Origin of the sequence: Bradyrhizobium sp. CSA112, assembly GCF_029051645.1 — a bacterium.
Classification (GTDB): Bacteria; Pseudomonadota; Alphaproteobacteria; order Rhizobiales; family Xanthobacteraceae; genus Bradyrhizobium.
On sequence record NZ_JAACFS010000056.1, the window covers coordinates 1 to 13,524 of the forward strand.

General features: G+C 57.4%; 9 protein-coding genes. 3 read left to right on the forward strand and 6 right to left on the reverse strand.

The window, feature by feature from the left end:
- Nucleotides 1–131 precede the first annotated feature (131 nt).
- The 3 genes from GWE18_RS39725 to GWE18_RS39735 form a co-directional block, all read right to left on the reverse strand.
- Nucleotides 132–1,031 carry a carbohydrate ABC transporter permease gene (locus GWE18_RS39725; protein WP_275190978.1) on the reverse strand — a complete coding sequence of 300 codons (900 nt, stop codon included), beginning with the start codon at nucleotides 1,029–1,031 and terminating at the stop codon, nucleotides 132–134.
- A complete protein-coding gene (locus tag GWE18_RS39730; protein ID WP_275190997.1) occupies nucleotides 1,024–1,887 on the reverse strand; it encodes a sugar ABC transporter permease in 864 nt (287 codons plus the stop codon). The genes GWE18_RS39725 and GWE18_RS39730 overlap by 8 nt, the downstream gene beginning before the upstream one ends.
- 94 nt (nucleotides 1,888–1,981) lie before the next feature.
- Nucleotides 1,982–2,596: a class I SAM-dependent methyltransferase gene (locus GWE18_RS39735; RefSeq protein ID WP_275190979.1), complete on the reverse strand. Its 615-nt coding sequence runs from the start codon at nucleotides 2,594–2,596 to the stop codon at nucleotides 1,982–1,984.
- 1,325 nt (nucleotides 2,597–3,921) lie between these two features.
- On the opposite strand from GWE18_RS39735, the gene GWE18_RS39740 reads away from it, so the two are divergent.
- The 3 genes from GWE18_RS39740 (at nucleotide 3,922) to GWE18_RS39750 (ending at nucleotide 6,883) form a co-directional block, all read left to right on the forward strand.
- Nucleotides 3,922–4,665 carry a hypothetical protein gene (locus tag GWE18_RS39740; RefSeq protein WP_275190980.1) on the forward strand — a complete coding sequence of 248 codons (744 nt, stop codon included), beginning with the start codon at nucleotides 3,922–3,924 and terminating at the stop codon, nucleotides 4,663–4,665.
- Nucleotides 4,666–5,496: 831 nt separating this feature from the next.
- Nucleotides 5,497–6,180: a GFA family protein gene (locus GWE18_RS39745; RefSeq protein WP_275190981.1), complete on the forward strand. Its 684-nt coding sequence runs from the start codon at nucleotides 5,497–5,499 to the stop codon at nucleotides 6,178–6,180.
- A gap of 37 nt (nucleotides 6,181–6,217) precedes the next feature.
- A complete protein-coding gene (locus tag GWE18_RS39750) occupies nucleotides 6,218–6,883 on the forward strand; it encodes a 2OG-Fe(II) oxygenase (RefSeq protein WP_275190983.1) in 666 nt (221 codons plus the stop codon).
- 125 nt (nucleotides 6,884–7,008) lie between these two features.
- Here the strand turns inward: GWE18_RS39750 and GWE18_RS39755 are convergent, their stop codons facing one another.
- The 3 genes from GWE18_RS39755 to GWE18_RS39765 all read right to left on the reverse strand — a co-directional run bounded on the left by GWE18_RS39755 (nucleotide 7,009) and on the right by GWE18_RS39765 (nucleotide 12,527).
- Nucleotides 7,009–8,754 carry an ISNCY family transposase gene (locus tag GWE18_RS39755; protein ID WP_275190984.1) on the reverse strand — a complete coding sequence of 582 codons (1,746 nt, stop codon included), beginning with the start codon at nucleotides 8,752–8,754 and terminating at the stop codon, nucleotides 7,009–7,011.
- Nucleotides 8,755–9,495: 741 nt separating this feature from the next.
- Complete coding sequence (locus GWE18_RS39760; protein WP_275190985.1) at nucleotides 9,496–10,794, reverse strand: hypothetical protein; 1,299 nt, start codon at nucleotides 10,792–10,794, stop codon at nucleotides 9,496–9,498.
- 209 nt (nucleotides 10,795–11,003) lie between these two features.
- Nucleotides 11,004–12,527 carry a long-chain fatty acid--CoA ligase gene (locus tag GWE18_RS39765; RefSeq protein WP_275190986.1) on the reverse strand — a complete coding sequence of 508 codons (1,524 nt, stop codon included), beginning with the start codon at nucleotides 12,525–12,527 and terminating at the stop codon, nucleotides 11,004–11,006.
- Nucleotides 12,528–13,524: the final 997 nt, after the last annotated feature.

Below are 13,524 nucleotides of genomic sequence, written 5' to 3' on the forward strand. Positions count from 1 at the left end.
GACAAAGTGAAGCCCGAATGGGCCCTGATTTGCACCGCTCACAACCTCGTCAAGCTGGCGAGGGCCGCATGAGCCGCTATCATTCGGATAAAACCGGCTTCCCGATGCTAACTGGACAGGCTCCTAGAGCCTTATTCCTTCACCGCGCCCGTCAGCGACGACACGTAGTAATCGACGAACAGCGAGTAAAACAGCGCGACCGGCAGCGAGCCGAGCAGCGAGCCCGCCATCAGCGCGCCCCACTGGTAGACGTCGCCGGTGACGAGCTCGGTCAGGATCGCGACCGGCACCGTCTTGTTGGCGCCGCTCTGGATGAAGGCGAGCGCGTAGATGAACTCGTTCCATGACAGCGTGAAGGAGAAGATGCCGGCCGAGATCAGGCCGGGCACCGCAAGCGGCAGCGTGATCCGCCGCAGGATCTGCAGCCGTGTGGCGCCGTCGACCAGCGCGCATTCCTCGAGCTCATACGGGATCGACTTGAAATAGCCGATCAGGAGCCAGGTGCAGAATGGCACCAGGAAGGTCGGATACACCAGGATCAGCGCCATCGGCGAGTCGAACAGGCCGAACTGCACGATCACGGTGGCCAGCGGAATGAACAGGATCGAGGGCGGCACCAGATAAGCGAGGTAGATACCGAGGCCCACATAGGGGCTGCCGCGGAAGCGCAGGCGCTCGATCGCGTAAGCCGCGAGCGTCGAGGCAAACAGCGACAGGAAAGTTGAACCGATCGCCACGAACATCGTGGTCTTCAGCCAGGTCGGATAGGCGGTGTTGAACAGCAAGTGCTTGATATGAGCGAGCGTCGGCGAGGAGATCCAGAACGGATTGTGCTCCTTGTAGTTCAGAAGCTCGGCGTTCGGTTTGAACGAGGTGATCGCCATCCAGTAGAACGGGAACAGCAGGATCAGCACGAAGCATGACAGCGGCAGATAGATCATCATCACTCGCCGCGCGCGGGAATCCCACGCCATGGTATCAGGCGTGGCGCTGGCGACGTTGGTCGATTGTTGGGCGGCTGCGTCAGTCATTGGCTTCTCCCTGCTGCCATTTGCGGCGCGCGAGGCCGAAGTAGCTGAACAATGTCGCGAACACGAGGAACGGGATCATCGATACCGCGATCGCCGCACCCTCGCCGAGCTCGCCGCCGGCGATGCCGCGCTGGAACGCGAGCGTCGCCAGCAGATGCGTGGAGTTGACCGGCCCGCCGCGGGTGATGGCGTAGACGAGCTGGAAGTCGGTGAAGGTGAAGATGATCGAGAACGTCATCACGATCGCCAGGATAGGCATCATCATCGGGAAGGTGATGTAGCGGAAGCGTTGCCAGGCGCTGGCGCCGTCCAGCATCGCCGCCTCATAGAGCGAGGGCGAGATGGTCTGCAGGCCCGCCAGCAGCGAGATCGCGACGAAGGGAATGCCGCGCCAGATGTTGGCCACGATCAGCGAGAAGCGCGCCGGCCAGGCCGTGCCGAGGAAGTCGATATAGGTGGTGCGGATGTGCAGCACGTCGACCAGGAGATAGGAAATGATCGAAAACTGCGGATCGTAGATCCACCAGAACGCCAGTGCCGACAGCACCGTCGGCACGATCCACGGCAACAGCACGATGGCGCGCAGCAGGCTCTTGAGCGGGAAGTGGTTGTTGAGCAGCAGCGCAAGCCAGAAGCCGAGCGCGAATTTCCCGAAGGTCGCGACCGCGGTGTAGAACACGCTGTAGAACACCGCGCCCCACCACAGGGGATCGCTCCAGAGATACTGGAAATTCTCCAGGCCGATGAAAATGCCGCGCTGGCCGATCGTGGTGTCGGTGAAGGCGAGCCAGACGCCGAGGCCCAGCGGATAGGTGAGGAATACTGCGAGCAGCCCGATCGCGGGCGCCAGGCACATCACGATCAGTGAATTCTTTTCCTACGCCGACGAAAGCGGCGCATTCTGGGGCATCCAGTTCCCGCCACTTCAACGATCGGAGGCCGGCTTGCCCTTACGCCCGCTCTAAAGAAGCAGCGGACCAATACGATGCGAAGACGCTGCCCTGCTTTCCGTTTTTGCAGAGTCGTATCCTTACACCTCCACCATCGACATATGGTTTCTGAAGATCATCGGCGCTGAGCCTGAGGCCATAGCGTTCGTAATAGTTCCGACGTGGATCGTAAGATGGGTGAATCGCCAGTGTCAGCAAGCGCCAGCCAGGACGTAACAGACCGACCATGTTGGCGCACATATCTTGCAGCTCAGGTCCGCTGCTAGCGTATTGCAGCACATGCACGGCAAGAACCAGGTCGAATTGACCTATCAAATCGGGGCTGAGACGAGTGACGAAGGAGATGCCCGGAAACTCCTTCTCCGCCCGACGCCGCGCGTAGTTGAGCATGCCTTTCGTCGGATCGTACCCTACAACCCGGCCCGCGCCGCGTTGCTTTAGCCAGCGGGAATACATCCCCGTGCCGCACCCGAAGTCGAGGACTGAGAGACCCTCAACATCACCAATAGCCAGTAATACGCTTGGAATTTCGATCTCTTTTCGAAAGGGCCAGTGAACGGTGTCTTCATATAGAGTGGCAAGTTCATTGAATTGGCCCGCATTGTTTTTGGACATGAGGACACCTCTCTTTTCCTTACTTATACGGTATATTGGCGCGAACCTTGCGCATGAGCGTGGTCTCGGGATTTGGGAGTTCACAAGGAAGTGGGCGCTTGCAGGGCGTGAACGCCAAAAGCGCAATCCAGGAGCGCTCGTTGCAACGCGCGAGAAAGGTCCGCACGATGATCAACATGTAGCGCTCGCATTTCAGCTGCTCCTGTACGTGCCAAGAGTATTGAGCAAATCAACTCGACGAGGGTGGCCATCCCAGGTCGACTGCAGCGCAACCTTGTCGAGCTCCGTCAGCGCAAACCCATCTTGATGTCGCGGCGTCTCTGCCGCCCTCCGACAAGAACCAAAGCCGCTCCTGGGCAAACGCCACGCGGGCACCCAGCGACGGACGGGCGAAGCCTGAATTGGCGGACGATCACTCAAGCGTGCGGCGTCTATGGCATCGATTCGAATCAATCGAGCAAGTTTCATCTGAACTCCGGGCTCGGTGCCTCCGAGACTGCGATGGACGTAATCGATCCTGCCCGTCTCCCAGCAATCGGCGTGCCGCAAAAGACATTGTGCGAGCCTTGCTTGAAAAAGGGCATAACCAGGTGCTTCGCGGCGCGCTGGAGGAAGAGTTGCATTCTACTGTCGGGTTCCGCTCATCATCGTCTCCAACCGGACGCGGCTGAATACGACAAGGCCAGCCTCAACTGACTACGGTCCGCTCACGCGCCGAATTCAGATCGTTCCTTGAGGATAAATGTGCCCTATGGCCACCTACCTAAGCGCACAGTATCGGAGCATCACCTGGTGTGATGCGGCTTGCGGCACGCGATCCAATGATGCTGTCGTTGGCCGAAGACGCTGCCGTGCTCCAGCGGCCGTCTCGAGGCCATGTGCCAATAGATGCCGATCCGGTACGAACGCGTCTGCTGATCACTGCAGCTCATGGCGAGACATGTCGTTCCTACGCCAAAACGGGGAAAGCGGAGTTGCAACGAGTCAATAGGATCGCGGGTCGTGACGCCTGCGAATTTGCCAGGCCAACTTCCTGTTGAACACAACTACAGATAGCAGCGAGAGTATTAGTCCAACTTTGACTGCTGTGGCTCAGGCTCCGGTGCGCAGACTATGTCCGATCCGCGCAACAGCTGCGGCTTCCTTCCATGTCATCACAGCAATCGGGGTGCCGGTCGCGAGAATTGGTGCGAGCCTTGCTTGACGTGAGCAAAAGCACCTGCGTCCGGCCGCGACGGCGCGCTGGAATGAGAGTGCCACTTTGTCAGGTTTCCGACTTGGCGTCTCCAACCGGACACGGACCGAACGACAACATGGAGAGAGAAATGAAGGTGACCCCACGACCTACCTCGCACGGCTGTTGGCGCTGGCAGGAGGCTGAAATGGAAATCCCGGCCTTGCTCCGGGGTGATCGCAGGCAAGCGCGGCTTTTTGGACGGGAAGGGCCGGTGTGCAAGCAAGCCCCCGCGTGTCGTACCACCGCCGCATTGGACAAATGCCGATCACTCGCTCAGATCGCGCCTGACAGCAATGCCCGACGAGAGCATCTGAAGCTGGCTCAGATATACAAGTCTATCGGCTGGGCCGCTCAGCGCTTGCAGGGGCTGCGCTACACGCAGGAGCGGCGGGCTTGTAACAGCTGGCTGACGCTCTCTCCTACATTAGCGCCTCGTCGAGGCTCCTGGGCGGAGACGGAAGTGACCGCTAGAGCCGGAAAAGGACACAAGTCAACGCTTCAGAATTGTGAGGCGCTGTCATTTTTCTTTCTGCCCCAGCAGTTTTCCAGTCTTGCGACTTATGAAGTGCAACTGCGAACAAGCAGGGCAGACAAGGCCTTGAAATTCTCGTTCCGTCGCCTCGGCATCAGCATCGAGCCACTTCTGAACCGTCATGTTGGTGATCGGGCAGGCGAAAGTGAAGGCGCGCATATCTTCCCTTTGGTATTGAGTGCTGGTCAGGCGCAAAAAGCGAAAGCCCGTGTGCTTGACCTCGCAACCACAATAGCGCAGGTGCGGGCCCAGGCACTCGCTCCAACCCACACTACGAAATCATCGTGGAATTGGCTTTGATCTCGCGCAAGCGAACCGACCCCGGTAGGAACTACAGCTCACAATCGAGAAACCAATGAGCACGCCTGCGAGACGACGGAATCATTTGGAGCAAGAAAATCCACACATCCGTGAACAAATAAGTTGAGCAAAGCACTATCGCACCAAGGTCTACCCGAAGCCGGAGGATACTAGATGGATCGACCAGATCGAGAGCCTTCAAGACGAAGTGATGCCTCTTTGCAGGAAAATGAACTCGTCTCTCGATCCGGGGGAATTGGTATCGGTTGGCGGTCCTAGGTCTAGGCCAAGAAAATCTCTCTCTCTCTCTCTCTCTCTCTGCATACCCGGGTTCGAATGACGTTATCCCAAGCTTCTTCCTCTAAACTGCATCAACCTTCAGAGATACCAGTTGGCGAGCACTTGGCTCGGCGAGCCCGGGCTCTGCTTGTCCCCCATCCGTTCGCTGCGGAGATGTCCAAAGATCAGGTTGCCAGTCTACTACCTGAATACTTAGCGATGTCACAAGCGTTCCCGCACCTGCAGGCGGGATCGCAAAAGGATCTCATATTCGACGCAATACGTCGCAATCGAGACCTCCAGAGGGACGTTGAGTTGACCAGTGTGGTCGCAAATTTTATCTGCTGGGATGAAACGGGAGGTCACAGTCGGGTTCTCCAAGGCGGCAACGCTGCGCTACCCAGTATTCTGGAAACAGAAAACTTCCACTCAAAGCTCTTTAGAACAGATGCGTCGCGCCTACTTGGCCGAGCAATACAGCCTAACTACAGTACCACAACGAGCCGGTACCTGCGTGCGCTATATCATGGCTTGTCGTCGAGAGACCCCATAGTGCGCTGCGCCTACATGGTTGCCTTTGAGCTACATGCTGCGGAAATGATCCAGGCGCTTTGGACCACTTTAGTCAGAACCTTTGATGCTCGGACTGATGATCTTGAGTATTTCCAGGTCCATGTCGGCGGCGAGGATCCGGCGGAGAAATATCACGGAGAGATGACAATCAGGCTCATTAGCGAGCTGGTCCCTGCCGACTGCAGTAGCCGTTTCTTGGATGAATTCGACCACGCGTATGGTCTCAGCTTAGAGTGGTGCCGCAATCTAGTCGGAATTGATTCGCGTGACGGAGATGGTCGGCCGGAGGTTGAACACAGTGGCCGCTGTCACTGTGGGGCTGTCAAGTTCTACGTACGAGCGCCAGCAGAGATTTCTGCAGTGAAGTGCAATTGCTCAATCTGCCAAATGTCCGGAGTTTTGCACATGCTCGTTGCTGACGACAAGCTCAGGATTGAGTGCGGCGAAGAACTCCTCACTACATATCAGTTCAATAAGAACATCGCTCGGCATACGTTTTGTCGGGTTTGCGGCGTAAAGCCATTTTATCGGCCGCGATCGAATCCTTCAGGATTCAGCGTAAATGTTCGATGCCTAGATAAAACGACGATCGAAAGCATAAGAATGGATGATTTCGACGGCGAGAATTGGGATCTGGCGATCCGCTCGTTGCAGGCGGATTAGAAGAGTCGAATTTGAGTGAATCCGAAAGGCGCGAACAATGAGTGATAAACTTGGTCTGCTTTCAGAAGATGCCCTCGCGAAGTACCGCTCAGAGCTGGCAGATAAAGGTACGGTCCTGATTGCCCCCGAGACGCTGTTCACCAAAGATGAGTTGACGAGGATCGATCAGTTGCAGTCCGATATTCCCGAAGAAGAGGTTCGGAAGGGAGATGCCGGCGATTCTCACAATGTTTTTGTAAGACGAGTGCGGCTGGATCACGCCGGCCGTAATCCTAGCAACGTGAATGGTACAGCTTCAGCGCAGATCATCGAACTACTTGAAAGGACAGAGCGGGTCTCCGCGCTCAGGAAGATCTTCGGAGCGTCATCAGAATACGTCATTCGCCGATGCCAAATGCATCGCATGCCGCCTGGGTCCTTCATTGGCATCCATTTGGATGCTGAGAGCGATCCCGACTTCGAGTATTCTGTGATTGTTCAGCTAGCGACAGATTTTGAGGGCGGTGAGTTCGTCGTATATCCAACCGACCGTAAACTCCAAATGTTTCGCCCACCTTTAGGAACCGTACTGATCACCACATGTAGGTTCCGGCATGAAGTAAGGCAGGTGTACGCCGGGGAGCGTCGGTCACTCGTCTACTTTTGTTCAAAATACGGCGGTGCGAACCGCAGGATAATCGAAAACCCTGCTGCTCGCGCATGAGGTCGGCTAGCTACTTTCCGGCGCAAAAATCGCGGCTCTGAAGGGCAGGGTCAACCACGCAGACAACGAGAAGCCCCGCGGGGGCGGCGGGGCGATGAGAGGCCAAGATTGGCGCTGGAAGTGGACTACCTTTGGAGTGACTGTTCTTCCATCACGCGGCCGATGCTCATGAGATTGTCAGCGACAACGCCGAGCCCGACCGACCGCTTCATCCCGGTGCTGCCTTTGTAGTGGCAGCGATCGAGCCCGTGCCGCCGGTTGGCCACGCTGATGCGTCCCTCGCATCCGGTCCGCCATTTCTGGCCGTTGCGGAACCAACGCTTCTTCTGCTCGCGCTTGCGCGCGACGCTTTTGATGGAGCGATTGGGGATGCAGACGCGTTTGACGCCGCTCGCCTTCGCCGCGGCTTCATTCCTGGCGGAATAGAACCCGGCGTCTGCTGCGACCAGACGTGGCGTGCGACCGAGCTTGGCTTGGTGGATTTCGATGGCCGGGATCAACAGGTCCGAATCACTCGGCCGCCGGTCGTAGACTTCGTAGTCGATCACGATCTGGTTTTCGGCTTCCTGCAGCTTGACCATCTTGGCGAACTCGTTGGGCTTGCCGGCCTTGCCCTTGCGAATGATCTCCGTCGAGGGCTCGAACACGCTGAAGAGCTTGTCCTCCGCCCGCGTGTTGCCGCGGAAGATGCGTTCCCGGGTTTGCTGCATCACCTGCCGTACGAGCGACATCATCGTTTCCAGCTCCTGCCGCAAGCCTTGCAGCGCCAGCCGCTTCAAGATGCCCCTGGCCCGTTTCACGCCGGTGGCGATCTCATGGGAGAAGCGCTTCGCTTGCCCCACCACACGGCTCGTCGAGTTCAACAGCCGCCGGTAGCCTTGCTTGAGCTTCTCGTGATTGAGCGGTCCTTTGGCACGTGCGGTTCGCGAGATATCGAGCAGGCGCAGTTTTACGCTTCGCGTTCGGTCGCGCAGTTTGGTTCCGGCCGTGCCGACGATCTTGGTGACCTTCTTCATGATGCGGATCAACACCCTTACCCCGTCGCCCAGCAACGTGCTGTCGGTCGGGTAATGGATGTTGGTCTCCACCACCGTCGTATCCACGCGCATTCTGCGTCCCTGCGTCACCCCTTTGCTGCGCGATTTGCACGATCCGTTCGTGGATCTGCCTGATTGTTTCCGGATCCACAGCCAAGCCCCAGCGCCCCATCGTCTTGGCGTCCGGCGTCTCGCCGCCGCCCACCCGGTGAAGTCGCGATACACGAGATTGGCGCGCACTTCGCGTTCCAGCACGTGATAGCTCCAGGTGCGAACGTGCTTGAGGATCAACAATCGCAACACCACCTCGGCCGGCGCGCCCAGCCGACCACGACCACGACTCTTGGGATGTCGTCTCGCCAGCGCCTCGTATACCGCACCGACGATCTGTTCATCCGCCAGAACCCGGTCAGCATGGGTCATCCAGCCTTCGCGAAGATCGCTCACTTCCCCGGCGATCAAGCCGTCGCCGAAGCTCAGTTGCGCTCTGCGCATCTCATTCTTCCTCCCCCGCGGCAGCGCCGCATCAGGGCGCAGCAGGTGGTGATTGAGCTCGCAGATCGCCTCGATCGCGTCTTTCAGCTTCTGGTAGTTGTCCAGCCAACGGCGCACCTCGGCAACGCGCTCGCGCCGCACGCTGAACTGACGCACGCGTCCGCCCGCATGGCTTACCGTCAGGACATGCACCTGGTGCCCTTCGCCGCGCGCGCATTTCGGGCAGCCGCTCTTATGACGAACCGTGCGCTCCAGCAGCGAGCCGCGCAGCAGTTCGCCGGTGACCGGTAGCTTGTCGACAAGCTTCTCACGCGTTTGAAGGGCTCGATTACGAATCATTAAGAATGACTCAATGCTGCCGCTTCAAGTCAACGCCAATCCGTCCGACCTTGCAGTTTTCGCCACAGCGAGCGATTCTGGCAGCCGCACAAGGCCGGCGATTTTTGCGCCGGAAAAGTAGCTAGATGGATGGAATGGATTATAATGGCGTGCGAATGAGATCTATGGATGCAGGCCGGCATTCTCTAACTAGACGAATGCCGGGCTCGACGCTCGAAGATACTTTGCTGTCTTCCTCGCCCGTCGCTATCGTCTGTACAGTGATGCTGGATGGTAAGTTATCAGACAAGAGCGAGTTCTGCTGCCTGAAGAGGAGAGGGGAACGCTAACCACTGGCGCAATGATGGTCAAACTGCGAGGCTCATATCCCGGACAAGGTATTGTACGTCCAGCCGTTCTGCCTAACTACTTTAATCAGCTAAAGAATGGAGCAATGACTGCAGATTTGGGTGCCGATCTGCATCGCTCCGGCATTCTCGTGCTCCGCGCGTCGTCCAGAACTAAACCGTTTGCACGGTTGTGGCATAGCAAACCTGACAAGGTTGGTGCGCCGAACAACTTGGGTTTGGAACGGAAGAATCGACAGTGGTGCGCCAGTCAACCTGGAAGAGAGCGCTTCGCCATCTCCTTAGGGCGCGTTTTGGCTTCAGCACATGGTTGGGAATAGGGATGTTGTTCAAGTTGGAACAAATGGACCGAAGAAGGCATCCTGAAGAGTGGAACATGGGGCAGTGATCCAAATCAGAGCATCGTCGATAATCGATGCTCGAAATTCCGGCCCACCAGCCTGTCGCGCGCGATCACGAGACACTCCACCGTGCCTGCCTCTTGGTCGGCGGCTAGCGGAATAACGCCTTCCTTGTGTATGCGATCAAATAGCAATCCTTCATCGACAAAACAATCAAGTGCCGTTTGGAGGGAGTTTAGTCGGACGTTTCGCACAGATGAAATCACGTAGGAATGGGAATAGTCGGCTCCTAGCAATCGGTCAGCAATGCTGTGCAGTACCGAGCCCCCGCCCCACCGACCGTTCGCTTCATTAAACAGCAGCCGCCCGTCGGTCGAGAAAATGGCATCTATGTTGATCATTCCGCGGTAACCCAAGGTCCGCGCAAGCTCCACAAATCGATAGGCGTGCGCGTAAGCGGTCGAGTACTGCTCATTGCTCAGGTCGCTTGGAAGCTCTAGACCAGTCCAGACGAGAGCTCGTTCGGCCCGATCTTCGCTTCGATGCAGACGTATGTTTCCACTGTTGACGTATGCAATTGAACCATTTTCCTCGATTTCAAACTCAAGGTAGAACAGAGAACGGGCCAAGTGGTATGATTCTACGACCACTGTTTTACACGATCGGGTTGTCATCTCAGACCAAAGTGCATCAGGATCAAACGACGGCCAAAGAACCCGCCGGGTCTCCCTTGCCCCAGGTAGTGGAGCGCTCTCCTTGCCGGTTAATATGATATTTCCAACCCCGCCGGCTCCATTGTCTAATTTTACAATGACGCTGCCGGTTTCAAGCCTTAGGGAGTTGACCGCTCTGAACAATTCTTCTGAGCTTGTTGCTATGCATCCACTGGGCAACGGAAGCGTGACACTTGTTGCCAATTGACGGAAGTGGCTCTTGCGGTTCAATAGATCAGGTCCTCGCTGCAGAGCGAAGTCGTTCCCTTTCTGCTGTATGCCGAGCATCGCCGCTAAGCGCGCAACGCCTTCAGTAGAGTAGCAAGCACAGAGTTTCCAATGTGTTTTCTCACAAATGTGGCGTTGGATTTGTTCAACAATTGTATTGGACTGCAGAGTGAAATCACTAAGGACCCGAGTCTCGTGCGCGTTTTCTGGCACGAGCACCAAGACGGTCGATGGGTCGAACCTTAGCGTCGCGCCAACGTAGTGTAGCAGATCAGTTGGGATCGCTACCGGAGAGACAATTAGGTCGCCCGCTTGTGCAAACCATACGGAGCGCCAGGCTGACTTGGCGGCAAGCGAAAGTTGGATTGCCGTCAGATCGGCACCCGACATTTGGGCGGTACCGGCGTTCATAATTAGGATCCGCGGCATCAACGAGCTCCGTAGTACTTGGCATATATCGGGACGGAAGCGCAGTCCGGCACTACGATGAACGTGCGGCAGCGTATTCGTGTAGTACAGTTGTTCGAAACGACTTCAGTGAGCTAGAGACATAAGATCGCGTGCAGGCGGCAAGGGAAATATTGCCAGCGCCCAATCCGCGATATTCATTTGGTGCCTCCTTACCGACTTGATCGCGCATCGAGCTCTTTCAGCATAAAATGCTGGATCTTGCCCAACCCCGTTCGCGGCAATTCTTCCGTGAAAATGATTTCGCGCGGCACTTTGAAACGGGCGAGCTGCGACTGCATATGCGCGGTCAGTGCTTCCGCTTCAATCCGCACGCCCGACTGCCTGATCACATAGGCGACTGGTACTTCATCCCAGCGCGAATCGGGCCGACCGACGACAGCGCATTCTGCGACATCGGGATGCTCCATAAGCACACGCTCGACTTCTGCCGGATAAACGTTTTCCCCGCCGGAAAGGATCAGATTCTTCTTGCGATCATGGACCCAAAAATACCCATCAGCATCGCGGCGGCCGATGTCGCCAGTGTGATACCAGCCGTTATGCAGCGCCTCGCGCGTTGCTTCTTGATTGCCCCAATATTCGCAGAAAACATTAGGCCCGCGCACTGCGATCTCGCCCAGGGTGCCTGGCGGCAGCTTGTTGCCCCCATCATCGATGATTGCCGCTTCGCAGAAAAGGCCGGGCAGGCCAGTCGTACCCTCACGCGAGAGATCGCCGCCGAGTCTCGTATAGACAGCAATTGGGCAGGTCTCCGTGGAGCCATACACCTGCAGCACTGGTACGCTGCGGGCGACAAAGCGTTCGATCAGGTGCTGCGGCACCATGGTTGAGCCGGTGGAAATTGCTCTGAGTGAGCTTAGGTCGGTGGTCGACCACTTGGGATGCTCGGTCAGGCCTTGAATCATGGCAGGCACCAGCACGGCCAGAGTTGGCCGTTCGCGCTCGAACGCAGCGAGCGTCGCCTCTGGCGTAAACCGCGTGTGGATCGTAACCGTCGCGCCGTGATGCAACGCTGGCGTCGTCTGGATATTGAGGCCACCCACGTGGAACAGCGGCAACACTGTCAAGACATGGTCAGCCGAGGTGAGGCCATGCATGTGCTGACTCATAACCCCATTCCACAGCAAGGCCTCTTGGCGCAGCACAGCCCCTTTCGGCCGCCCTGTCGTGCCCGAGGTATAGACGATCAGAAGTGGGCAGGACAGGTCCGTGTACAAATTGCGACCATCGCCGCGCCCTCGGTCTAGAAGGCCATCCCATTTGCTTCCGCCGAGGGGCGCAAAATCCAAGCCGACGACAAAGATATCCGGCAGTTGCTCCGCCAGCGCCGGCAGGAGTGCCTCGAAGGCGTGTTCGATCACCAGCACCTTGGCGGCGGCGTCGGACAGGATGAAGAGCTGCTCGGCGACCGCAAGCCTCCAGTTCAATGGCACGAGCATTGCGCCGAGCCGCGCGCAGGCATAGAGCAGCACCAGATGGTCAGGCCGGTTAAGGCTGAGGATCGCGACGCGATCGCCTCTCTCGACACCGAGCTGGCTTTTTAGGGCGCGCGCGACCTGCTCGATCCGTTGATTGAAGATCGCGTAGCTTAAGGTCTCGCCCTCGAAATTGATCGCGGGCTTGTCGGGAGTGAACGCCGCGTTGCGCTCAATCAGCGTGCAGAGATCAACCATCAGTCTTCCGTTTTCCCTGGCTTGCACAGTACTTGCCTCCCGAAGCGGCCAATGAGAGCTCCTCTACGTCGCTCGGAAGGTGTCGATTACGGCTTATTGTCTTAGATGAGGGGCCTTCCGTCAGGTATCCGCAAAAGAGTTCAGCTTGTGACGATCTCGTGAGGCTCAGGTAGGGTGGATGTAATCCGGAGACTTAAACTGTAGGCTCTTACTCACGTACTTCAGTGTTGCTCGACAGGGGCTGCGTGCATCAGACAATGGTGATAAGCGCACCATGACGAGAGTTTCCTGCGCGATCTTCTCAATACAGGCTCGCCACACATATAGGCGGCTCCGGCATCTCCACCTTTGAGGCCGACAATGGCCCGGCATTGGCCTTGAGTGTGATTGACTAGCAAGATCTTCCTGGAGCCGTCAGGTCTTTTCACATGCCGCTCCGAGATACCGGGCAATCTCTTGCGATGTCGCGCCGATCGTGACGAGCGAAATTTGCCGCCACAGCTCCTTGGGAGCTTCTGCAGCCCAATCGATCTTTATGCGTTTGCGCGATCTTGTCGCCATACCAGCTCCCAGGGATCTGTGCGGACAGAACAAAACACGCTTCTCGGATTGAGTGCGGCGCGGCCGGAAGCCGGCGCCACCTACTTTGAGATCGTACAATTTGACGCCACGTGCGATTCAAGTCCTATTTGGGCGGCCGTCGTGTGAATATGTTCAAACTCCTAAGCCGCCGGGAGCAGCGATGATACGAAAACTGAAAAAGCACCGCCATTTCCTGATAGGATCTGGGCCGAGCCGGGCTAGCGTTGCCAGCGCCAAGGCCTTAAGGCGCCGTCTTAGTGAGCGGCGCAGCTGATGCGTGTCGGGTTCCCATTCAGGGCTGATCTTTTGGCCGCCATCATGCTGTTCGCCTCTGGGTAAGAAGCCGAGCTGCCAAAGGAGTCGCTATCGAGACAGATTAGGGACGAGTGTCACTTGCATGCAGGGCACTAACTCA

Coding starts and splice junctions, on each gene's coding strand:
- GWE18_RS39725 (WP_275190978.1), bottom strand. CDS start 1,031: ATGACTGACGCAGCCGCCCAACAATCGACCAACGTCGCCAGCGCCACG.
- GWE18_RS39730 (WP_275190997.1), bottom strand. CDS start 1,887: ATGTGCCTGGCGCCCGCGATCGGGCTGCTCGCAGTATTCCTCACCTAT.
- GWE18_RS39735 (WP_275190979.1), bottom strand. CDS start 2,596: ATGTCCAAAAACAATGCGGGCCAATTCAATGAACTTGCCACTCTATAT.
- GWE18_RS39740 (WP_275190980.1), top strand. CDS start 3,922: ATGAAGGTGACCCCACGACCTACCTCGCACGGCTGTTGGCGCTGGCAG.
- GWE18_RS39750 (WP_275190983.1), top strand. CDS start 6,218: ATGAGTGATAAACTTGGTCTGCTTTCAGAAGATGCCCTCGCGAAGTAC.
- GWE18_RS39755 (WP_275190984.1), bottom strand. CDS start 8,754: ATGATTCGTAATCGAGCCCTTCAAACGCGTGAGAAGCTTGTCGACAAG.
- GWE18_RS39760 (WP_275190985.1), bottom strand. CDS start 10,794: ATGAACGCCGGTACCGCCCAAATGTCGGGTGCCGATCTGACGGCAATC.
- GWE18_RS39765 (WP_275190986.1), bottom strand. CDS start 12,527: ATGGTTGATCTCTGCACGCTGATTGAGCGCAACGCGGCGTTCACTCCC.